Raw genomic sequence first — 26613 nt, forward strand, 5'->3', positions numbered from 1 at the left:
ATGGGCCAGTCGTTGCATATCGATCCGGACCGTATTCATGCGCTCGTCACCGAACTCGCCGCGGTCGCCGAATCCGCGCACCAAGATCTGGCCGAACTGACGAACGCCCTGGCTCACGAGGGCAAACCATGGGGTGACGACGAGCCGGGGCGAACGGTCGGCGAAACCTATGAGCCACAGGCGAAGAAAGGGCTCGAGGGCTACAAGAACCTGGTCGACAATCTGCGCGGATTGAGCAAGGGTGTCAGCGAGGTCGCCGATGCACTACATGACCAGGACCGCAACAGCGGTCAGCAGATCCGCAGCACCGGCTCGAACCCGCCGGTATCCGTCACACCGGATCCGGTGTGGTCCGGTACCGGTACACCCCTGGCCCCCTCGCCCGCAACCGATTCCGCGACGAACGCGAACGCGACGCCGACATATCCGAGCACTTCCACTCCCACCTCGTCCACCCAACCGACCGCTACCCCGACCGCCTACCCGCAACCGGAGACCCCCGGCTACAGTCCGGTCGCCACACCCACGCCGGTCGCTCCGCAGTCCGTGTATCCGGATTCGAGCACACCGCCGCCCGGACCGGACGCATCCCAGCCCGCGGCGCAAAGCTCGACCGGCGACGGTGACAATTCCGCGACGCCGTCGGTCGCGGACGATTCGATGCCAGCCGCGCCGGGTGCGACATCGCCCGCCGCCGCAGCGCCACCTCGGACCGGTGATCCCGCGGTCGTCGAGAAGCCGACAGGCACCCCGTGGTCGCGGACTCCGGGCGCGACGTTCCCGCCGATACAGTCGGGCACCCCCTGGTCGGGAGTCCGTACCGGCGCTCGCCCACCGGCACAGGTCTTCGCACCGCCCCCGGCCGGGGTTGGCGCGGCGCAGCCCGGCGATCAGAAACGAAAGGACAAGTCGCGCAAGAAAAAACGTGAATCGCCCGAGGCGGCCCAGGCCCGAGTGCCGACCGATGCGGCAGCACTGGCCGCGGTGCGGGAGCTCGCCGATCGGCACGGACTGCAGATCGTCGGCTTCGACACCTCGGGTATCGGCCAGGAGACGGTCGCGCAATTGGCCGCGGCTATCGACGATATTCTCGGCAAATATCCGTTCGTCGAACTCGGCGGCCTCGAGATCACCGACCTCGGCGACGGCCGGATATCCCGGGTGACCCGCGATCGAAGCGAGGACGAGTCGCAGGCGAGTACCGGCTCTTGGATCCTGCTCGACCGCGCCCTCGTCGCGAATCCGGCCCAACTCAGCGAAAGGGTCTCCGCCGCAATACAATCCGGGAATTCTGTAGCCGGATCCGAGGAGCGACCGATGTATTCGACGATTGTCGGCGACCTCGGCCGGATCATGGAGAGTCAGGCGGGTCAGCCCATCCAGCGACTCGCGCAGCGAGCGCTGATCACCGAATATCGGCGCATCGACGGGCCCTGGGGTGCCAGGGACAGCCTGGCCCGCATCGTCGGCGGGTACCGGCGATGGCGAGACCAATTGGGCGCCAACAGCATCCTCGACGGCCGGTTCCAGCCGAGCGCGGCATTGGTCGCGGCATTCGTCGAGGTCGAGTTGCGTGGCGATGACGCGTGCGGTCCGGCGCGGGCGCTGTATCGGTTGTTGGTAGAGGGCGCGAGAGGGCGGTCGACGCCTCGGTGAGTGTCACTATCCCTCCCGACTGGCCCGACTGGCTGACCCGCTGGGTAATCGGCCACTTCCCGGTCGGTAAACCCGACGACATGCGCGCCGCGGCCGACGCTTGGGCACGCTCGGCCGAAAGTCTCACCGTCACGCTGCGGCACCTGGAACGACTCGCACAGGAAGTGGCCGCCGCGATCCAGGGTGAGGCGGGCGATGCGATCCAGCGACAGCTGAAGACCGAGATCGCCAATACGCGCAATCAACGCGAATTCGCCGACGGTATGGCCACCCTCCTCTACGACTCGGCCAACGCCATCGAACTCGAGCAGTACATCGTCATCGGTATCGCGGCGGTACTGCTCGCCAACCTCCTCATCGATACCGCCGTACCGATGAAAGCCGCCAGCGACCGCATCGCCGCCGATGTCGCCGCCACCGCCGCCCGCCGCGACACCATGGCATTCTTCTTCCAACGCGTCGGCGCCTTCATGCAGCGCTACCCCACAATGGCGCTCGCCATTCGCGCGGCCATCATGGGCGCGGTCTCCATGGGCGGCGTCGTCGCCGGGGCGCAATACGTCCAAATCGTCCAGGGCCACGGCAAACCCGGACGCCGCACCAGCATCGATTGGAACCAGGTCGGGGTGGCGGCGACCGCCGGTGGTGCCGGTGGCCTGTTCGGCGCGCTGGCTACCCGCGCGGTGCTGCCCGGGCTCACCCGCATCGCGGCCAATGCCGCGACACCGATGGGACGCACGACCGGACGCGTGGTGGCCGTCGTACTCGCCAGCGCTACCGGTGGAGCTGCGGGTGGGGCCGGTGCCGCGTTCGTCGTATCCGAGCTCACCGATACCAAGCTCACCGGCCGATTCATGGTCCAGATGATGGCGATGGGTGGCGCCAGTGGCGCCATCGCGGGCATCGGCGCGGCGGTGCGCGTCAGCCGAGCCATCAGCACCGCCCGGCCCCCTGAGGCGACGGCCCCCGAGATCGGCGGTTCTCGCGGCAGTCGCGACGACAGCAATGGCCTCCCGGTCCGATCAACGCCGGACTGGGCCAGGGCGCAGAGTAGCGACGTCACACCCCGGTCGCGCGAGGAGACCGTCCCCGAGATCGGCGGTTCCCGGGACAACAGCTCGCGTGACGGACTCCCGGTCCGAGAAACCACCGATGATGGCCACAGACCCTGGCAGCCGCCCAAGAAGACCGTTGACGATATCAACGAGCTCGGCACGTTACGCGATGACGAGAGCGGCGGGTCATTAGAAGATGCCTTCCGCAAACTCGATGAGGGCGGCACTTCGCGGCCTCCGGATACCGACCAACCGTCATCGGGTACGCCACAGGATCCCTCCGCGTCGCCGACCTCCCCCACAAACAAATCCGAATCCGGCCACGGCCCGAGTCCGTGGGATGACGCGCTGGAAGGACTCATCGCGGGAGAGTTCGATACCGCGCCTGCCGATATCGTGGCCGCACCGGGGAACTCGTCGTCGACCGGCCTGCCCGGAACCGCCCAATTCCACAGCAGCCGACCCGAGACTCCGCAGATGAGCCTCGCCGGAACCATCGTCGCCGCCGAGGGCCAGCCCAGCGCCACACCGGGATCGGTGATGACGATGAGTGCCAACGCCCCCCATGTCGAGAACAACACCCACATGGGCACCGCCAAAGATCTCGGCGGCAACGGAGGCGGCAACGGACCCGGCGTCACCGCGGGACCGCCTGTCTCACACGGGGGTCCACCAACCGGAGGCAGCCCGGGCTCGCGTCCGCCCGCGTCCGGGGAAGGGCCCGGCCAACTACCGCCCGACCCCGACGAGGCCATCCTCCTCGACCTCGATTTCTTCGACTACGAGCCGGTTCCCAACGAGCCGGTCACACCTACCGGTACCTCGCCGACGGCGACGCCGCACGCCGCAGCCACCACACCGGTCGAACCGGTGCCGGGCAGCGGGTCCACGACGCCGACAGAGGCGAAGAGCCCCACGGTACAGACCGGTCCCGGTGGTGCACCGGCAACGCCCGCTGCCACACCCGTGGCCAATACGCCCCCGGCCACGCCACCCCAGCAACCCCACGCGGCACCGCATGGCAACCCGCCCCAACAACCGCCCGTCAACCCGCAGGCAGCACAGGCCAATGCACCGCAGGCCACACCACAAGCGGCGCAAGCCAATCCGGCGCACCCGCAAGGCACACCAGCCAACACACCCCAAGCCACACCAGCGGCGCAAGCCAATCCAGCACACCCGCAAGGCACACCAGCCAACTCCCCACAGCTTCCGCATGCCGCGTCTCCGGGTGCTGCCGCGAACAACCTCGCAGCCCAGGCCATCCCACCGGCAGCATTGGCTGGAGCCGCGGCACTGGGCGGAAATGTGTCATCGAATCCTGATGCCGCCCCGGGACTCTCGGCACCGCCGCCCGCGATGTCCGGCGGGCAGCCCACCGGAAACGACGAAAACCCCGGCGACCCAGAAGAATTCCCCGACCGCATCGGCACTGTCGTCACACCGCCGATGCCCAGCTACGTCCCGGCCCAACCACAGATCGACGAGTACCCCAACAACGCCCCCGACGAGTACACCCAACCAGGCGGCACCACCTACAAGATCCCCGGCCAACCCGACGCGCCGAATGGCCCACCCCCCAACGCGATCCCGATCGTCCCGCACCCGTCGACTCCGGCTCTGCCCGAGACCGGACCTGCCATACCGTTGACGGACCGCCCACAGCTCCCGATTCCGGACCACGCCGTGCCGGGCGCGCCCGCCGAAGGCGACGGGCAGAAACCCCGCGTCCACGACTCCGAACCACCGCTGCCCCGGCACGCCAACACCCCCGCACCGCATCTACCCGCCACACCAGCCGACCGCCCCACCGAACTCAACCCACCATCCCACTACGCCACCACCCCCGACCCCGCAACCCCCGGCGCCCCAACCCAACCCACCGCACCCCAACTCGACCGCCACAGCACCAACTACAACCCACCCCTCACCACCGAACCCACCCGCGGCGGCGTACCCCCAACCACACCCGCCGCACCCCTGCCGCAACCCGTGGCTCCGGCACGCCCGGTCCCGATGATGGCCCAAGCCTCGGCCGTCAAGAAGAAGCCCAAACCCAAGACACCGCCACCTGAACCAGTCAAGTCGACGCTCAAACCCCCGCCGATACCGATACCGGTTCCGATCCCACAGCCCGCGGCCCGTCGGCGCACCCAACCCGCCACACCACCGGTCCGCACGAACGCGACCAGACAGTCGGCACGCACAACGGGACGCGATCTCGCCATAACCCTCGCCAATCCCACCGGTGCGATGACCGCGCCCGTGCTCACCCACACCGAACCACGCGGCCGCAACCTCGCCGAGCAGGTACTCGGCGGCGGCCTCGCCACGGCGACCCGCCCCACCCGAGGCACGGACACGTTGGTCCGCCCCGTGGAGGAAGCCGAGATCGGCCGAATACTCGATCGTCCCGATGACAGTTGGCTCGAGAGTCTGTTGCTCCCCACGGAGCCCGAATCGGCCGACAAACACACCACCGTCGACGGGCACACCGCTCGGCCGCATGAGCAGACGATTGCCGAGATCGAGGAGGTCGGCCGCGCCCTCTTCCACGAACTCGGCCTACCCGACGACGAGGGGTCCCCCTCGGGCGATACCCAACCACCGACCACCGCGGGAAACGCACCCGACAACGGCTGGAGCTCGTGGGACGCAGCCCTGCAAGAACTCACCCGAGGCACCTACAAACCCGCGCCGAACAACCCCATCACCCCACTGGCGAACCCAGCACCGACCGGCCGCCCCGGCACCGGCCAATTCCACAGCAGTCGACCCGAGACTGCGCAGCCAGGCCTCGTCGGAACCATCCCCGCCGCCGAAGGCGAATCCGAGACCGCACTCGGATCTGTGTCCACAGCGAGCACGCCGACCCATGCCGATGCCGTCACGACTACCGATCTCCTTGGCACCAGCAATCAGCCCGAACTGACCGGCGAACCACTCATCCCCCACGCGTCCGCCGAGCAAGGGACGAGCGAACTACCAACCACCACATACGAAGCCAGCCTCGTCGACCGCGGCTTCTCCGTCGACGAGCCAGTTGCCGACCAGCCCGCACCGACGTCGGCCGCCATCCCACCGGGCACGCAGGCCAACCGCGCCAAGCCACAAGCGGCACAAGCCAACTCGGTACAGCCGCCCGAAGCCCTCAGCACGGAATCGAACAACTCCGCGGCCTCGGTGCTTCCACCGGTAGCCCTGTCCGGTGGAATGCCGCCGAGCGGGCATGGACCATCGAATACCAACGCCACATCGGGACCCTCGACACCGCCACCCGCGATGTCGGGCGGACAGTCCACCGACAAAGACGAAAACCCCGGCGACCCAGAAGAATTCCCCGACCGCATCGGTACTGTCGTCACACCCCCGATGCCCAGCTACGTCCCCGCCCAACCACAGATCGACGAATACCCCAACAACGCCCCCGACGAATACACCCAACCCCAGGGCACCACCTACAAAATCCCCGGCCAACCCGACACACCAAACGGCCCACCCCCCAACGCAATCCCGATCGTCCCACGCCCGACCACACCGGTCGTGCCGGAAAGTCGACCCGCTGTCCCCCTCACCGATCGCCCACAGGTCCCGATTCCAGACCACGCCGTCCCCGGCGCACCCGTCGAAGGCGACGAGCAGAAGCCGCGCGTCCACGACTCCGAACCACCCCTACCCCGCCACGCCAATACCCCCGCACCACACCTACCCGCCACACCAGCCGACCGCCCCACAGAACTCAACCCACCATCCCACTACGTCACCACCCCCGACCCCCGAACCCCCGGCGCCCCAACTGAACCCACCGCCCCCCAACTCGACCGCCACAGCACCAACTACAACCCACCCCTCACCACCGAACCCACCCGCGGCGGCCTCCCCCCAACCACACCCGCCGGACCCCTGCCAAAGCCAGTCGTCCCCGCACGCCCGATCCCGATGGCTCAGGCGTCAGCCAGCGACCCCAAAAAGCGCAAACCCAAACCGAAGACCCCACCCCCCGAAACACCACAGACGCCCCCGGAACCACCTGCGCCGGTACCCACCTCGCCGCCACGCCCACAACCACGTAAGCGCAGCAGCCCGTCTAATCCACCGGTCCGCGAACAGTTCATCGTTCGCCGAGACGGCGAAGATACCGGCGTAGTAGGTGCAGAAGGAGAGCGAGTTGTTCCCGCCGGACGTGCCCGCGCATGGGTGCGATCGCTCCCGCAGAAGTTCCCTTGGCTCACCGAGGATCTGGTCCATACCGCAGAGCTGCTGGTGTCGGAGACGGTGGCGAATTCACTGCGGTGGACTGCGCACGAGGTCGCGGTCATCCTCACCGTGACGGATACCGACGACGTCCGCAAGGTCCGTTTCACGGTCACCGACAAGAGCACAGTCGTTCCAGAAGACACCGACATGCCCGACTGGGATGCCGAACGCGGCCGCGGCGGCCCTTTGGTAGACATGCTCTCGGCCGACCACGGAACCACCGTGCAGGACAACGGCAAAGCCACCTGGTTCGAACTGCATTTGCCACCGGGTGACGCATCAGCCCGCACTGATACGACAATCCCGGGCGACGATCAGCCAGGGTCAGATGCGACGCCCCCGTCGCGTCCGGGCTCGCCGACGGATCGAACGGACAACGGATCCGATTCCGCAACAAACGCAGAGCCGCAAGCGCGAGCAGAATCTCAGCGACGAAGTGGCGAACCTGAGCAGGCACCGCCAGCCGAGTCCGATCCCGGCACACCGCCACCGCACCAAGCGGCCGATTCGGACAGCCATGCCGGGAAACCGAATGCCGATTCAGCCTCGCAACCGTCGCCACAAGAACTGCGCGAACAGCACGGGACGGACATATTCCGCAAAATACTCGCCCTGCTCGGTGTTCCGGCGCCACCGGAGGGTCGGGATGCCGCAACCGTGGTGCAGTTGGCTCGCGAAATCAACGGCATAGTGTTCCGTTTTGCGGAGACGCACATGCGGCTGGTTCCCGAGGACACGGATGTCAGCGAGTGGTTGCGTGGCCTCGCAGCGGATGTCGTAGGCCGGTGGCGTCAGCTGAATCCCACTCAGCGAAAGCTTGTCACCGAGGCCATGAACGCAAGGCTGCGTGGCTCGAACATCAGCGTGCTACAGCGCGGTGCGCTCCGCAGGTTGGTCCTGCAGGCACCTGAGGAATTTGACGAAGCACTCGACGACGGCAGTCAGCGGCACGACGACAAGCCACCCGCCGATACCACTCCCGCCGCGCCCGACCCAGAGGCGGCAGAAGCAGCGGCCCGACTTGAGGCAGAACGCACCGCCGCCATCGCCGAGGTAGCCCTCGAGGTCGGCGTCGGTGTCGAGATCGTCGAGATGGTGCTACAGGGGCGGTCTGCGGTCTCCGAGGAGGCAGCCACGCAAGTGCGGGAGGCAGCCGATCGGCTCGGGTACTGGAACCAGGTCACCAAGCCGGACGTCGCCCGTGCGGCGGAAGTCAGCCTTACAACGGTCGACAAGGTCCTGGGTAACGCACGCGGCGGGATCGACGAACGCACCAGACAGTTGGTGCTCACCGTCGCGGCGCAGATCGGCTACACCGGCAGAATCACCCGTGCGGCGGTTGCCCGAGAAGCCGGTGTCGGAGTGGGGACGGTCGAGAAGGTCTTGCGGGAAGGTCCCGTGCTCACATCGGGCATAGCGACCGCCGTCCGGGAGGCAGCCAGCCGTCGAGGACTGCTGAATCCGCCTTCGGATCATGGCCTGCCGAGCCCCGGCCAGGTCGCGACCGGTGCCACCGCAGCCGAGGTGGCGGACCGCGTCGGGGTATCTCGACAGCGGGTCTACGGGGTTATGCGCGGCGAGAACACCCGCGATCCGGAGACAGCCGCCCGCGTACTCGAAGCCGCCGACGCGGCCGGATTCCGAGTTCAGTCCCCAGGCGCCCCCCAGCTGCGCGTAATCACGCGTTCGGCGCTGCAGCGCGCCGTCGAGGACTTGCCGGAGGATGTGGCCGAGTATGCCACGCTTCGCTACCTGGAGGGTCGCGCGGCGGAGAACATCGGCACCGCTCTAGGTGCCGACGCCGATATCGACGAGCTGCACAGGTCAGCGCTGTCTTATCTCAGCGCCTTTTTCGCCGCTGAGCTCAGTGACGACACCGTGGTGTACGGCAGCGTCCGACAGGCAACTGCCGCTGACGTGGCGTGGCTCGCCGGAACGACCACTGATACGGCGGGCCACGCGCTCGCGGGTGACGATGTCACTGACGAGACCGCGAACCGGGTAACGACGGCTGCTAATCGCCTGGGCTTCCGACGCGGCGCTTCGCCTTTGGACTCCGATCCGAACGCGGCCACCGGACTTGTCTTCGAACTGAAGCCAGAGCCGGGTATCGGTCTGCCCGGGGCGGAGGTAATGCAGAATCTGGCCGCCCGACCAAAATTCGTGGATAGACCGAGCCAGCCAACCTTGGCCGACGTTGCCCAAGCTGCCGATGTCGAGATCGCAACCGCGCATTGGGTGCTACTCGGCGGATCCGGTCCCGAGCCGGATACTGTGAGGCAAGTTCTCGAAGCTGCCGAGAGCCTCGAGTACCCGCACCAACCGTCGACGACCGGCGGCGCACGCGGACATCAGTCGTTAACGGTTCCGGACGTGGCACAGCGCGCTGGTACGACCGAAGCGCAGGTCCAGGCAGTGCTCGGCGGCGAAATTATCGATCCGGCCATCGCGTGCCGCGTCTGGGGGGCGATCCGTGCGCTGCTTCCGTACGTACAGTCCGACGCCGACCCACACGCAGGCGCGGTGGCTGTGCCGAGGGAGGCGCTAGAGCACGCTATCGGCCAGCTCCCGGAAAGGCTGGCGACATATGCGACATTGAGGTATCTGGCCGGATACACACCCGCACAGGCTACTTCTGCGGTTGGCCTCCCGCCGCAAGCTTCTCAGCGAATCGGCCAAGCGGTCCTTCGCCAACTGCCCGAGCTCCTATCTGTCGCACTGGAGACCGAACTGCCACGCCAGAGCACTCTACGGCGAGTTCGAATCGAGGACGTTGCACAGGCAGCCGGGGTCAGTCGCACTGCGGTCTTCCGTGTGCTCGGTGGCAAGCAGGTAATAGATCCGGATATCGGCCGTCGTGTCTGGAATGCCGTGGCGCATTTGGGATACCGACGGCTGCGGTACACGAGCGACCCGATACCGGACGATCCCGACGTCCTCACCGGACTGGCGTTCATGTCCGGCTCAGCAGCAGGCGCGACCTTCAGCCTGCCCGAGCCCTCCGATTCTGGGCGTCCGGGGAATGGGACTAGGACTACGGGCCAGGCCCCCGGTCCCACACGTCAGCGACCATCCGGCCCGGGCGCTCGACACCACCACGCAGGCCCGCCGCATCACACCATCGGGATCGGTCCCGCCGATTTCGATTCGAGGCGGCACCACCACCCCCCGACAAATGGCCCAACCGGTCCCAACGGACGCCTCGGGCGCCAATCGGGCGCAAGGAATCCCGAACTCGACGGCACCGCAGCACACCCGAACCAAGATCCTGGCGGCGTTGGTGAAACAGATTCGGCCGCAGGCACTTCCGCGGCGGCCCAGTCACGGCGGGATACCGCAGACCTTCCCGCGCGGCCGCCATCAGAGTCACTCCGACTGGACGAAGAACGGCGCACACACATCCTGGACGGCGATGCGACCGGCGGAGGCCACCGGCACGGTACGGGCAAACCAGGTAAGACCGAATTCCCGCCCGACTGGGACGATGAGAAAATCATCGAAGTCACCTGGGCCGTCGTCGAAGCCTGGAGTGACCCGGAGTTGCGCGAGTCACTGGACGGTAGAACCGGAGACACGCACTTCTGGCAGCTCGAGCAAGTTCATGAGGGCGTTCATGTAGTCGTTCGGGTGGCGTTGGACGGGCGGATCCTCACGGCCTGGCCCGCGAGCGGCCCTGGCGTCGTCCGGAACCCGGCGCCGCCACCTCCACAACCCCAGCCGCCGACCCGGATTTCGATAAACCGCCGGACCGTGCGCAAAGTCCTGGTCAGTCGTGGACCGAACAGTAAGGCACCAGGATTCGCCAAGTTCCCGGCCGATTGGGTCGAAGACGAAGACGGCTTTATGGCCATTGTTGCGACGGCGGCAGAACGCGCCGTCCAGAACGACGCCTTCGCCGATCACCCCGATCGGCCGAATCGGCAATGGTTGGTGCACTGCGAGTACGACGGCGTCACCTTCGTTCTCGATGTCGATGCCGCAGGTCGAGTGACATACATGTGGCCGGAAGGCGGTCCCGGCGTCACCTACAACCCACCGGCCACGCAACCCGGCGGTCACGCCGACCAGCCCGCACCCTCCACCGTTGCGCAAGCATCAAGCGCTACCGACCACGATCAAACTGCGCACGGTGAAACAAATTCGGCCGCAAGCAATTCCGCGGCCGCCGGGCCCCCGGGCGCGGGGGTCGTGGATGGTCCGTCCGTCGCGGACCTGGTGGCGGCGGTCGATCCGCGATCGCTGGCGGCGGTGTTGGCGGGGGTCAACGCGGCGGTCTGGATCCCGACGGAGTCGAACGCGGAGGCCGAGGCGGCGCGCCAGCAGCATCTGTACGGCATACTCTCGCGGCTGAACGAGTTGCGCGACGTGATGAACCATCCGGCGGAGGTCAACCCACGGCGACTTCAGTTGTTGGTGCACCACTTCCACGCGGTGGCGGCGTGGATGGCGGCACATCACCCGTCGAATCCGCTGCGCGATCAGATCGCTGGCCAAGTCTTCGAGCACGCATCTGCCGTGGTGGCGCGGGCGGTCCAGCGCGGTGTCGTCGACCTCGACCAGGACCAACAGCGGCAGCTGGCGCACGACATCACCGAGCAGACACTGCTCATCGCTGATGAAGCCGGTACCACAATGGATATCGAGCAAGTACTACCAATTGCCGATGCCAGTGCCCTGTTTCTGCTCGGATACACCCAGCCCAGTCCCCCGCGGCAGCCGACCGAGCCCGTCGAAGAGCGGTCGACGGACCGCGCGGAGTTGCTGCTGGAGGTATTCCCGGCGGACTTGTCGGCCGAAGAACTGAAAGAGATCGCGCAAAGCATCGGCTGGCGCGACACCGTGAAATTGGCATTGTGCCAGGCGATTCGGTCACAGCGAATTCCAAGGGGGACGCGCCTGCGTGCGGCCAGAGCGGTCGCCGATCTTCTCGGAATGCCACCGTCGAGTGTCGCAAAGGCCTATCAGGAACTGGCCACCGAAGGCTATCTGGTGAGCCGCGGCAAGCTCGGCACCACGGTGACCGACGAAAACCAATGGCCGACCAACCCGGCACCGGACCCCCTCACCGCACGGCAGCTGCTGGACAAACTCGTCGCGGATTCACCGCCCCGGACCGGTCAGCGCGGCGGGGGCAATGCATTCAAACTGCAGTTGCGCCAGGCAATCCGGTCAGGCCGAATTGCGGAGCAGACGCACCTGCCCCCGGCCAAGACAGTCGCCGACAAACTTGGTCTGCCGCAATCGGCTCTGCCCCCGGTATATACGGAACTGGCCGCCGAAGGCTACATCGTGACCAGCCCCCACGGCACTACCGTCGCGAGCCACGATCAATGGCCCGAAGCACAGACCTTCGAGCATGCCCTGGCGGCGGTGGCGCGAGCGGTCGAACGCGGCGTTGTAGAGCTCGATCCGGACCAGCAGCAACAGCTGGCTCACGACATCACCGAGCAGGCACTTGTCATCGCTGACAATGCCGAGTTCACGGGGGATATCGATCAAGTACTCGCGACTGCCGATGCCACCGCCCTGCTTATGCTCGGAAATGCTCGGCGCAGTCCGCGCCAGCCCGCCGAAGATCCGCAACTGCGGCCGACCGAGCCCGTCGAAGAGCGGTCGACGCACCGCGCGGAGTTGCTGCTGGAAGTATTCCCGGCGGACTTGTCGGCCGAAGAGCTGAGGCAGATCGCGCAAGACATCGGCTGGCGCGAAACCGTGAAAATGGCTTTGCGCCAGGCGATCCTGTTGGGCCGAATGCCGAGGGAGATACCCGCCGCCGCACCGGTCGCCACACAACTCGATTTGTCGCCGCGGACCGTGGACTTGGCTTATCAGGACCTGGCCACCGAAGGCTATCTGGTGAGAACCACGCACGGCACGACAGTGGCCGACCGCGATCGATGGCCGAGCGGACCGCCACCCGCCCTCGCGGTGCGGATGACCCCACAACAGCTGCTGGACAAACTAGCCGCGCAATCGCCGACCGAGCCATTGACCGAAATCGCACGGCGGCTTGGTTGGCACGAGACCGTGAAAATGCTACTGCGTGAGGCGATCCGGTCGAGTGCGATAGCGGAGGGCACGTGGTTGCCCACAGCCAAAGCACTCGCCAGCCAGCTCAACCTGTCACCGCCAGCGCTGCTACCGTCATATAGCGCACTGGCCGACGAAGGCTATCTCGAAAGGCCCAACCGTCGCGGCACCAAGGTGGCGAATCACGCCCAATGGCCCGAACCGCATCAGCCACCGCACGCGGCCCACCCGGCGAGCACGCAGCAGAAGACCGACGCGAACTCGGGGCCGGTCGGCGCACCGGCGGCGCCCCCCTCGCAAAGCCCCGCAGACCATGCGGATTCGGCGGCTGCCAGCGGGCTGCCGCAGTTCCCTGGTCGGCCGAGTGCTGAAGCGATGGAATTGTTCGAGCGAATTCTCGACGCGGAGCAGTCCAGTGATCCGCGGGCGCAGGAACTTCGGGCCGAGGCCCAGCGGCTCATTCCCGACGAGACCCAGCGTGCCTACGCCGAGCGCTATGTCGGAAATGCGCGCCGGACCGCGGCGCTGGCCGCGGAATTGGGCATCACGCTCGAAGAGCTCGATGCGAGAATGACCGAAGAGCTGAGGCAGGCGTTCAGGGGCGATATCCTCGTTCGCGTCACTACCTCGACCCTGCGCAAAATTCTCGTCGATGGCAGATTCAAAACGCTGTTCGAGGTCGTCGGTAGGAGTCGGCTGGCGCAAATTCCGCTAGCGGCCAGAGCCGAGCTCGAACAAGAGTTGTTCGGGCATCCACTCGATCTTGCGGTGGCATCGCGGCCGGTCTACGGGCGCATTCGCTCGGGTCGGCTCTCCTGGTTGCAAGAGGGCGACCTGCCCACCATTCGCGAATTCGGCGACGTGGATCTCATCGTCGGCCGGGCGGAACGGGCACGGACAACGGCATGCGTGGGCAGTCCGACATTCACGAAAGTCATACCGAGCAGCGTCGACAATCCGCGGCCCGAGTCGTTCGGCGCGACGCCGAGTCAGCACGGCGAGTTCGGCTACTTCGGACTCGAGGGCATCGACCGCGACTATGACGGGGAGCGATTCCGCAACAATGCCCACATACTGACCCAAACTCATGGTGGAGTCGGGGCCAGCCACATCCCCTACGTCGTGTTCTACCGGGAGCGGCCGGACGAGGCTCTGCAGCAGGCCCTCGCAAACGCCGGAATGGGATGGGCTCACGCGGTCGATCTGGACACTGCGGCCGAGTCATCCGCCCCTGCGGAAATGGAAGCCCTACTAGCGAGGGATATCGCAAACAGGCTGCATCGGAATGGGAGCAATTCGCACCCCAACGGTGAAACCGCCACGGGACCAACGACTTCCGAATCGCTTGAGACCGAATCAGCACACACCGCAACGGATTCCGGCGATACCACGGTCGCTTCCGACCAACCCACAGCGCCTGCTGAAGACAGCCTGGTCTACGACCTCCTGATGGCCCAGGTCGCCAACCCACTGACAGCACGAAACCTCGCCGCCAGAGTTCACGCACGCGCGGCCCAGGAACAGCTAGCCACCGACACCGCCGCACAACCACTGCTCGAGATCATCGACAACGTCGTGGCCGAACACCGAACTGCCATGGCACAACTCGACACAGCCATCGGCAACAACCCCGCACCCGGAAAGCCGAACGCTCCCGCCCACCTCCAGCACGGCGGCGTCTTCTTCCACAACCTCCCCGGCCAACCACCGAACCCTGAAGACCCGAACTCAGGGCCGGTCGGCGCACCACCGGCGACCGGCTCGCAAGGTCCAGCCGAATACGTTGTGGCACAGCCGAGCAGGCCGAACGCGCACCAGCCCGAGGCGGTCCGGGGCGTCGAAGTCCGAAAGCCGACCCTGAAACAGGACGGACTGTTCTACGGCCCGGGTAACCATCTGTACAACAGCAACGAAGCAGAGTACTTCCTGATCGGCGCCGACCCCGAGGACATCCGCTCGGTGAACGCTGACGACGCCGGAGAAGCGGTAAGTCGGCTCGGTGGCACGCATCCGGTCTTGCACAGCACCTACGACAATCCGAACGATGGCCCGATCGCTTTCGGCGTGTGGTTGATCCGGAACGGTCAGCTCGAGTGGTTGACGCCGCTGAGCGGGCAATTCCCCGCCGAGCAGGTAGCAGACCACTTTACTTTTGTCGTCCAGCTTCGGGACTGGTTGATCCGGCACCACGTGGATCTGTCAGCCGTGACGGTCGACGGAACGATGAGCGGCCGGATCTGGCGATCGTTCAACACCGCGCCTTCGGTCGATGAATTGATCGATAGTGGTGGCTCCGGTGCCGATCTGATCGGCCACGGCTTCGGTGTGGATTACCGGGTAGATGTTGTTGACACCGCACCGATTCCCGACGGGCTGTCGATGACGTTGGCATTCGAGCCGATCGGCGCGCGGGTCACCCTGGAACTCACCCGGCACGATGGCGTGACCACCTTCCGGTATTCGCATAGAGACCTGGGCCGCAATGCAGTACAGGCCGAGGCAGCGATAGACGAGTGGCACGAATCGATGCTTGCCCCATGGCTGACCGCATCCGGGGCGGTCATTGAGGACAACGAGAGCGATTCGGCCACAGGGGATTCCGACGCGGCGGAGGTTCGAACGTCGCCCGACATCGTGGTGATCGAATACGACGCGGGCGTCTATACCGACGAGGTGCAGGAGCGACTCGAGGAGTCGGTCAACGCGGCGGTCGACCAGCTCATTGTCGGCCAATCGGCCGACGCGGTCGCGGTGGTGCGGTCGCTGGTCGCTCAGGTGGTGAACGCTGCCTTCACCGACCCGATGGTTGCCAGTGCGCAGCTCTCGGCGCGTCTCGTCGATCGATCGGGCGATCGGGAACTCCAAGTCTCGATGGCCGACAACCGCGGGCGGCGAGTGACCGGCTACGTGGCCATGGTCGAGCAGCCGACGGCTGCGGATATCCGGCTCGAGCGGACCCTGGATGTGTTGCGCAGGGCGGGGGCTAGGGAGCTGGCGACGCGGGTCGCACCGATTCTGTCGGAGTGGCTTGACTACGAGATGGCCGAGCTGGCCTGGGGCGCAATCGATCAGCTCACATCGGCCGCAGGCGCGGACGGATGGTGCGTGCTGCGGACCGTCCAGACCGAGGACGGTACCGACACCCTATCGATCGCATACGGACAGCACCTCGACGGGCGCGAGACCGGGATGTCGCTGGCAGCGGATCGTTCGGTGGATGTGTCGGGCCGCGTGGTGCGGATCGCGCTCGCGCTCGATCCGCGGCAAACGGCTACCACCGACGTCACGGAGATACAGGCAGTTGTCGACGAGTTGACAGCTGACTGGCTGCCGAAGCAACGGCGGCTGCTGGCGGCTACGGCCGAACAGATGCTTTCAGAGGCTCGCCCGGTCGACGAACTGGGTTGGTTCCAGATCGAGGTTTCCGGAGAATCTGGCGAGCGGCTCATGGAATTCCGTGTGCTCGATGGTCAGACGGTGCTATCGACACGGGCGATTCGCCAGATCTCGCGACCGAATACGGCGGAGCTGATGATTCAGACGCTTCCGGCGAACGCCTGGTCGGACGAACAGCTCGACACCGCAACCCTTTTGGTCGACGAACTGGTGGACACCGTTCTGAACCGTGAGGAGGCGCTGGGGGCGCTCGTGCTGACCCGGCTGACAACCGACGATGGTGCGGCACTCGGTCTCGAACTGCACGTTCGCGGGGCGGGGGCCGCCCAGCTGAGCCTGATCCCGGACTACGCCGACCGATACGGCGTCGAGTACCACCCAGAGGGCTACACCGCGTGGACCGTTCTCGGTAACGGCGCGCCCGGGGCAGCGAATCTTGTTGCTGCACTGGCCGATCGCGAGGATCCAGCGCGAAATAGCGGCGAGCGAGTCGCCGTCGTACCGCTTGGCCTCGACACCGACGACCTCGAGCTGGCGCCGACCGAGGCCGAGAATCCCGCGGCATTCGACACCCAACCGGCGAATGTCGTCGAAGAGGATCCCGCCGAACCCATCGCCGCCGTTGCTCCGGACGCCGAAGCGCCCACGCAGACAACCTTGATGCTGCCGGTAGGAGATTCACAGGCACAAGCGCGGACCCGAGCGGCGATCGACGAAGTGATGGCCGGTTGGCCCGCTGCCGCGCGAACCGCGGCGGCTGACACCGTCTGCGCCGTGCTCGCCGACGCGCTCGAACGCTCCACAGACCCGGCGGCCGAGGTGCGGGTTGAACAGTGGCACACCGGACTTCGGGTGAGCGTCACCCACCGCGGTGACGCCGAACTGCCGCCGGAGCTGATGCGTGAGCTGGAACGGGGAGCCACCGCGTGGCAAGCGGTGTTGTGGCCCGACCTCCGACGTGTGGCCCTCGACTTCGAACGGATCGACGACTCGGTCAGCGTCGCGCGCGATACGGTCGGGCAGACCGTCGAGGACCCGGACGTCGGTTTCGAAGTTCTCGACGTGGAAATGAGTCGACAACATGTCAGGGCGGCCCGTCGGATGGTCGCGGACCTGTTCTACGACCATGGCGGGAGCCGCGACCGGGCCGAGGCGAATTCCCTGGTGGAAACCCTCGCACGCGGGGTGACCAACGACGAGACCGTGTTCACGGCGCGGGTATCGCGGTCGGGATTGTTGACGCTGGAGCTCGACCACGATGGCGAAACCACCGGGCGGGCAATACTTCGGCCGGCGGGTCGAGATGAAACCCATATCTTCGTCACCCCGAGCGACGATCCGGAGACGACTGCCGCCGATCTCTGGCAGCTAGCTCGGCGCGAGATGCTGCGCCATGGTTGGACCGATTCCGAGCAGCTCGCCGCCGCCGAGCATGTGGTCTCGCGGCGGGTGACGGAGTATGCGGCCACGGTCCACGAGCGTCTGCCCTGGCGACTGGAGGTGCGGGTATCCGGAACACCGGGTAACAGAGGCCTGGTTGTGCGTGCGCGCGATCCGCGTGGGCCACATGTCCTGCCGCTGGTGGAGCTGTTCCAACGCACAGCGACGGAGCCGAATTCGTCTGCGGCCGTTCGCTTCTACGGCAACCCATGGTTGGCCGATCTGCACTGGTCGGCCGGGGACGGACTGGGGGTGCACGACCCGTTGTTCGGCGGGACCGACACATACTCGCGTGCGGAACATATGTTCGCGCCCGGTGTCGGTGCGGTGGATGCGCTCGGGCAGGCCGCCGAGTTGAGCAGCAACGTATTCAAGACGGTCCCTGAGGAATCCGTCGCACCCGAAACCCGGCAGGAGGCGCGGTCCCAGACCATTGAACTGGTGAACAACCTGGTGCTGGGTGCGAGCGACGCCACCTTGCTGACCGGCGCCATCGTCATGACACCCGAAGGCTTGGAATTCCGTGTCGCAGTGGCGGATCGGAGTCGGGCGAGCGTCGCGGACGAGCCGGGCGGCTGGCACGTGCAGAACCTCGTCGGCCCCGGACGCGCGAGCCGAGCCGGGACGATGCCGCTGGGTCGGTTCACGATCACCTGGGCCGCAATGCCGTTAGCTGCGCATGGAGGCGGTACTGGCGGGGGCAATGGGGATGGATCCGGCTCGGGCACCGGAGGTACAGGCGGACCGGGCCCTGCCGCACCGGTAGACGTCCTGGACAGTATCGCGAACGCTCTCGGCGAGGCACCTGTATCCCCGGCCGCCGAAAGCGAAGTCACCGCAGCGCCGCGCCGTCGCGGCGCGGAGGATGTCATTGCCGACGCCGACGCCGCCCTGCGCGAGCATGCTGAAACGGAAACGCTGCCAGCGACGGATGTCCCGAACAGCGAGCAGCGGGACGGGAGTCACACGCACTCCAGCGGTGGAACCAGGACGGACCCAACGACTTCCGCATTGTCCGCGCCCGCCGCGCACCCTGATGATGAAACCGATCTGAACATCGGCCCCGAATCAGCCCATACCGCAACGGATTCCGTTGATACCACAGTTGTTTCCGACCAACCCGCGGCACCTGTCGAAAACAGCCTGGTCTACGACCTCCTGATGGCCCAGGTCGGCAACCCACTGATAGCACGAAACCTCGCCGCCAGGGTTCACGCACGCGCAGCGCAGGAACAACTACCCACCGAAACCGACGCCAACGCACAACCACTGCTCGAGATCATCGACAACGTCGTGGCCGAACACCGAACTGCCATGGCACAACTCGATGCGGTCTTCGGCAACAAACCCGCCCCCGGAAAACCGAAAGCGCCCGCCCATCTCCAGCACGGCGGCATCTTCTTCCACAACCTCCCCGGCGAACCACCAGCCTCCGAAGACCCGGACGAGCCAGCGGAAACCGGCGCGGAGCAGTCCGCTCCTGCTGGTAGCAAAAATACAACGGGCACAGGCAGTTCCAACGAAACCACCACACCGGCGGCCGCTAAACCGGTGACGAAACGAGAACTACTCGCCGTGAACAAACCGTTCGCGCATCTGTTGCTGGGTACGGTTTACAAACCGGGCGGCGAGGTCCTCAACAAGTTCGGCTCCTCCGTCGCCCTCAGCGCTACGCCATACGTCGCGATGAACGCGGGGGTGCCGCCCGCCGTCGCCGCGGTCGTAGCTGCCGCAGGGTGGGTCCCGAGATTCGCCGACCCCCTGTTCGGCGTCCTCGCCGACCGCAATCGGCGAAAAGCAATGGTCTCCGGGTTAGGGCTCGGCGGGGCAGCCGCAGCCGCCGCCGCCTGGGCGGTCCTGTTCGACGCATCCAATCTCGGAACCATACTGGCCGCGGCGGCAGTGGGTGAATCTATTGGAGCGGGTATCTATTTCCGTGCCTACCAAACGGCGGCCGCTGCTCTTGTCACTGATGAGCAAGTAGACGCGGGAAACGCGCTCAGAAATATCACCAGCTCGTCGGCGGATGCCACAGGACAAGCATTCGGCGCCGGTATAGCGGGCATCCTGCCCGCGGGACCGTTCTTGTTGAACACATTCTCCTACGCATCGAATCTCGCGAATGTCTGGAAATTGCCGCTTCCGCCCCAGAAGCGCGGGAAGCGCCGCAGCATATTTCCTGAAATCGCCGAAGGCGCGCAGGCGCTCTGGAAGGAGAAATTTCTCCGCGAATTCACCGTGGTCGGCTCGATCAATAACGCTGCATGGGCGATGATGGGGTTCCGCACCGCCACAGTGCTGGAAGCCTCCGACCTGCCGGGCTGGGCCACCGGCGCGGTGGTCGCGGCACCCGCGCTCGGTGGGATTATGAGCGGCGTTCTCTCGGAACTGACCCGCAAGCTCGAGCCAACCACCTTCTACCCGGTAGCGCTGGCCAATATGGCCGGATTCTTCGCGCTCCAAGCAGCGACCGCCAACCCCGCCGTGATAGCGGTCTCGACATTCGCGGACTCGCTGGTGATGTGGACCATGAACAGCCGAGTCGGCTCCTACGAACGCAGTGTCTTCCCCGACGAAATCCGCGGCCGAGCCGGTGGTGTGAAAGGCATGTTCCTGGGGTTCGGCCCGGCCGTCGGATTGGCTGCGAGCAGCGCCCTTGTGGGCAGCGCCGCGGCGACCACGCACAGTGGCGACACTCTCGCCGCGTTGGCAGCGACCATCAGCGCAGCCGCCGCGGCTGGCTACAGCATTGTCTTCTTCGTCAGAAAAGGCCGTGTCTTCAACCGGATCATCACCCGAGGCCGCGGCTGGTTCGGGCAGCCGAAACACGCAGTCGCGGCCGAGGCCAAACCACGCCAGATCGAGGCGGGGGCGGGCGAAGAGTCGACCGCGCACGCGGATCCGGACACCCCAAGCCACGAGGTCATCAAGAACTGCGCCATCCAGGTCAGTCGCGTACAACGCGCGCTCGGCCTCGACACCGGACCGGAACCCGACGATACCGACCCCAGATGGAACGCCGAAGACAACTGGCGAATCACCGAAGAAACCATCGGCGCCCAACTCCGACGGCTCAAGGTCCAGGGCGCCGACCCCGTCGACCATGTCGTCGCAACCATACGTGCCGAAGACAACGACATAGGCTCCGCCGTCCTCGCCATCGACGGACATGTCATGGTCGTCGTCAATGTCGGAGGCATCAATGACGACGGCGCAATTCTCATTTTCGACACCCTTATCGATGACGCCCACGACGACATTCCTCGTGTACGGAAGTACAGCGACGAAGAGAACGACGAGAACAAATGGCACCCCTTCTACGAAACCGAAAACTACGAGGGCGAAAAGAAAACCTTCGTTGCTTACTTCAAAGACGACGAGGGCAGGCCCGTGCCCGCCCGCCGCCAGCTGCCCGGATTTCTGCACATCAGTCACCCGAAGGAGAAGCTCGAAGGCACATCCAGCAATCACCAGGACCCCGCTGACCACCCTGACCCCGCACAAACGACGTCCGGCAATGTGCCGGGCGCCCAGGCAAATGCGGACCAGAACTTGCCCGGTAACGAGGCGCGCGGTCCAAGCGGGCAGCCGGGTACCCGCGAGCGTCTGGCAGCACAGCGGGAACAGGCCCGCGCTCACCGTGACGGACTCGCCGCGCAGCATGGACTCGATCCGAAAAACCTGGGGCCGGGCTCCGAAGTGGTACGCGCCCTTCACAAGAACTGCACGATGGCGCAGAGCCAAGCCACCCCGCGCCTGGATGACGACAAGCGCGCCGACCCCCCGCGGCCGCCCGATCTGATCACCCGCACCTATCTCGAGTCGTTCAAGGCAAACCGCGACATGCTGGCGGCAGCCGAGCGAGTCAACGCGCTGGATGCCGAGATTCGGCTGCTCGACAAGGTTGACGCGGCCCGCCGCCATGCCGATTCGAAGGGAACACACGACCTCGATGCGCTGCGGCAGCAACGCGACGAGGCGGGTGCCGAACTCGCGAGGCAGCTCGGCGTCGCCCCGGCCGTGCTGGGCGCTTGGGCGAGCTGGGTAGTCCCCTTCCTGGAGGCCGACGGCGCGGCGGCCGACGACCCCCGACTCCGCACCGCGAAGCAGTTCCTCGAACTCCATTCGCAGACAACGGCCGCCGAGGAAGCCCGGCAGCTGGCGGCACAGCGCGGTCAGCTCGACGTTCTGGCCGAGCAGCGGCGTCTGGCCGAGGCACGGCGCGAGCAGGCCCGCGCGGCCATCGGCGCGACGGCCGACCTGGTCGTTGTCGGACTGACCGACCCGGCCCGGCCGGACGCCCTCGCGACACCGGAGTGCGTCGAGTTCCAGCGCTTGGACCAGCAGGTTGGTCAACTCGACAACCAGCTGGGCACCCTCGCCGACCAGATGCTCGCCCCGCCGCGACAGCCGCGGCCGGTGCTACCGAAGGATTGGGTTGCCGCGCATCCAGAGCTCGATCTGATCGCCGACGGCGCATGGGATCAGCTGGCCACCGTGCGCTACGACGCCGCCCAGACTGCCGGTATCGACGAGATCACCGCGACCATAATGGGTTTCGACTCATTGAACCGCGAGCAGAAATGGGCACTGGTCCCGCAACCACACGATGATAAACGCGCTTTGACCGCGCGGTGGCGCGACCGGATCGCCCGGTTGGGGCTCACGAGGGAGATGCAGGACAGCGACCTACAGCTGGCACTGCAGCAACCCGACGACGACGCGGATCCCATGGCGGCGCTCGAACTGCAATTCCAGCATGCCGATTTCCTTCGCCAGCGGATGCGTATGCAGGCGGCGGTGCTCGGCATGGCCGCGGCCGCGGAACTCGCCGCCGGTCTGACCGGTCACCCCCGCGTGCACGTCTTGGACTACTACTCAGGACATTTCGAGATACCGGCGCATTTGGAACTCGCCATCGGCGATGTCGATGCCGCCGACGAAGTGCATGTTCGCGTCTTCGATCAGGATCTCACGACGGCCTCAGTGGTCACCGCGGTCGCACAGCTGGCGCAGGACGCCGAGACGGCCGCACGCGACAATCCCGGAAAACGCGTCGCGTGGGTGCTGCGCATGACGGGTGGCGCCGGTACGGCTCAGGCTCTTCCGGCGCTGACAGAAGATCTAATAGCGCGCAAGCGAATTCGCGATTACTACGCCACCCGGCCCGGTGGGCGGCCGTCGCTGCCCGGCTTCCATCTCGTCTCCGGGCACGAGAGTGCCGACGAGTTGGTACTGCGTGCGAAGCAGGACCCCGAACTGGCTGGACTCCTGCTTGAAACCCCAGGGCCGCAAACCGATTCGACGGCTCGCGGCGACGGCTCGGTCGCATTCCGAAGCCCGGATGGGCCACCGGTGTCCTGGGACGACTTCGCGCTGGCGCTGCTATTGGAAGGCTCGAACGCCAAGGACTGCGCGCCCAACGTGATCGATGTGCTCGAAAGCGAGGGCCTGCCGGTCCGTCGGCGCCCGGACCAGGACCCGCCCGGAGAAATGTACGCCGAGGAGTTCAGCTGGGCGACGAGCGCGGGCTGGGTGCCCGGTGGCTTCGTTGCCGACCAGTACGGCACCGCCCGCGACAAGGCCGCGGACTTGCATCGTGCCCTGGGTCCCGGAGCACGGGTCGCGGTCGTATTCGACCGTCCGGGTGGCCTCGGGGCGCACATGTATCTGACGAAAACCGATGAGAGCGGCGATGTCTGGGAACGGGAACTGGTCGGCTACGATCCCCGCGAAGAGCCGCTGGAGTACCGTCCGCGCGAAGAACGCTGGACGCGGTACGAGCGTGGCACACCGGATGAACCCGGCGCCTCCTACTTCGCGGTCACCTTCGTCCCGACCGACGACGGCACCAGCCTTGCGCCCATCCCCCGTTTCGACCCCGATACCGACCCGGCGGCAACCCCAGGCGAACCACTCGCGGACTATCCGATCCACCCGATGGGTTCTCGAGCTGAGCCCGACGACAGCACTCCCGAACCTGGCCCGATCGAGGCCCGAACCCCGTCTCCAACAACCGAACCCACCGAATCGCCGCACGAGACTCCCGCAGCGCCAGCGCCGCTGGCCGCTTCGGACGGCCGTACAGATGTGCCCGATGGTTCCACGGCCGTGCGCGACAACGACGCGGTGCCGGAAGTCGCCGGTTTCGGCGCAACGGAATCGGCGGGTCCGGCGCCGAAAACACCGTGGAGCAACCGTCGATCCGACGCGGTGAGTACCGGATCGCAGGATCCGGAACCCCATAAGTCCAGCAGGCCAACACCCTGGAGCAGTACAGAGCCCGCCGATGAGACCACGGATGTAGACCGATTGCAGGACGTGCAAATCCGGCAGTTGATCGATACTCATATCGCCCAAGGTCAACCGGAACACGCGGTCAACCTCCTCGAAGCGCAATTCAAAGCCGACGTATTCCAGGGGATACGAGCGCGTGTAGGCGACCCGCAGGTGGCTCGAGAGATTTTCTCCGACGCGTGTACGGGTGCGATCAGACGTCTCGACCAGATCGGCACGAAAAGCGTCAAGGAATGGGTCGGCATCAATGCGGGAAATCTCATTGGGCAGCACCGTGAAATTGCCGAAATCTGGTACCGGACTTTGGAATTCGTAGCCCGCGGTGCCAGGTTGGCGGCGTCTGACCCGATGCTTGCCGCGCTTGCCGAGGCGAACACATCGCAGGTGCGACAACACCTGCTCGCGCAAACCGCGAGCCGCCAGCGGCACCTGCGCCGATTCGGGTCGCGGCCGACTGGGCCCGGTCGACCGTCGACGCCGCCTCGAGATCCCGCGAGCGAGTCCCGCGCGGTGTGGGATGCCGTCCGAACACTGGTCCTCGCGGTCGCCGACGAACGCGGTCTGCACACGCATATTCCCGACGAGCCTGCACCCAAGCCTGCGCCGTCCCGTCGCACGACAGCCAAGCCTCGTCCGGCAACGGCAGCGGGCAGAGCCACGGCCAATGCGAAACCCCACCCTGCCCGCGTCGAGTCACCCGAATTCCCCGCAAAGGACGGGACGGCGGCCGAGCAGCGCGGGCCCGATGCGTCCGGCCCGGTCACCGCAGCGCCAACCGAACCGAGCGATGAGCCGACCGCAACGAATTCCCCAGTTACACAGCCCAGCCCACTGGACATGGAGCGGGTGGATGCCGCTACCGACCGGCTGGCCGCATTGCTGTCTCCGGCGGTCAACAAGCGCCCACTGCCAACGGCAAACACTCCGGGGCCGAACATACTGTCCGAGCGCGAGCGGACAGTACTCGAATTGGTCGCTGAAGGCCTGACTGATCGGCAGATCGCAGCGACGCTCGACATTTCCCAGCACGCCGTGCGGCACTGCCTCGAACGTGTTTCTCTCAAACTCGGCACCAGCAAGAGCCGGAATACGCTTGTGGCAGTCGCGACGCAGCGGCAACTCATCGGTCACCCGGAAGCTCCCGCACCCACGGAATCGCTCCATGAACCCGAACTCGATTCGGCAGCAAGCAGTTCCGAAACTCCCGAATCCCACCTTGGCAACTCGACAACCGAGCCAACCCACCCCGCTGACGAGAATCAGCGTCCTGTCGAATCGGATCCCGTCGACGACACAGCGGTCGACCGGCAGACCGCTCCGCACTCCGGGACCGAGCATTCGGCGACCGAGCCGCGATACCAACTGGCGGACTTGGAGGATGAGTTCCCCTACCATCCGGAACTGGCCAAACATGTCACATGGGATGATGTCGACTTCGACGAGCACGGCGATGTTCGCGATGAGAACGGCGACCGGTACATCACCGGCCCGAAGGGTGCCGTCTTCCTCTTCACGCCGCAGTTCAAGCGCACGATCCGCCATCGGGCGACGCACATCATGGTGTACAGCTCGTTCCCCGAACCCGGACACTATCCATACGCTTTCGGGCACTGGTTCCTCACCGAGGACGCAAGAATCCGAGTCATGCCCGGCAGCCAGATGTTGCCGAAAGCCTCGGCGCACCCGAAGTTCATCACCCAATGCAAATTCGAATTCGCCAAGCACGTCGACCTCAGTACGGTCGAATTCGATGACGAGCTCCAAGGTGAGCTCTGGCGCAGAGTGCGACCTCCCGGCGTACCCACCTTCGATCAACTGATCGATCGACGTGGCACAAGAGCGCGGGTGGTGGAAGCCGACGCCACAATGTTCAAAGGCGGCGACGTCGAATTCTGGGTGAATGTCGAGCAATGGGAAGCCACGACGGACGGGCTCGCCATCACGTTCTCAGTGGGTTCGGTTTTCGACTGGGAGGGCAAACTCACGCTGGTTCTCGGCCGCGCGAACGGTGCCAAGACGGCGCATTACACCAATGTGGTCCCCGGTAGGGCCCCGGAAGACTTCGCCGCAGCGGTCGAGAAGTTCCACACCGAGCGGGTAGCTCCTTGGCTCGCGGAATCAGACGTCGTAGTCGATGAATTCGGTCCGGACCGGCAATCCACGCCCGTCATCTCTTCCGCACCCGCTGCCGAAATCGAGCCGGTTGCTCCGAGCCGAGCCCGCTACCAGACGATAGCCTCGCCCGCCTCGTCGGCTGGCGACGATACGAACGTCGATCTCGTGTGGCCGACGATCGATTCTCGCGGCTGGCTCCTCGGCCCCGATGGTCAACACTTTCGCACGACCGCCAACTCGGGTGCGGGCTTCCTGCTGACGTCGGCTGGCGATTTCGTCACCTCGGAGAACGCCTGGCCGGAAGAACTGCTCGCCACGTTCCTCGCGCGCGGTGGCTCGCTCGACGATGTGAGCGGCCTCGGAATCT

Annotated in this window: 2 protein-coding genes (1 of these 2 only partly in view); both read left to right on the forward strand. The window is 66.1% G+C overall.

The window, feature by feature from the left end; translation table 11 throughout:
• A complete protein-coding gene (locus NA5_RS19670) occupies positions 1-1656 on the forward strand; it encodes a hypothetical protein (protein ID WP_062988147.1) in 1656 nt (551 codons plus the stop codon).
• A protein-coding gene (locus NA5_RS19675; protein ID WP_062988149.1) for an MFS transporter crosses the window boundary here: on the forward strand, positions 1653-26613 show its 5' portion. Its footprint extends 16262 nt past the window's final position; 24961 of the gene's 41223 nt are visible here — the first part of the coding sequence; it begins with the start codon at positions 1653-1655; the stop codon falls past the right edge of the window. Before NA5_RS19670 ends, NA5_RS19675 begins: the two co-directional genes overlap by 4 nt.

This window comes from Nocardia anaemiae NBRC 100462 (assembly GCF_001612725.1).
GTDB classification, from domain to species: Bacteria; Actinomycetota; Actinomycetes; order Mycobacteriales; family Mycobacteriaceae; genus Nocardia; species Nocardia anaemiae.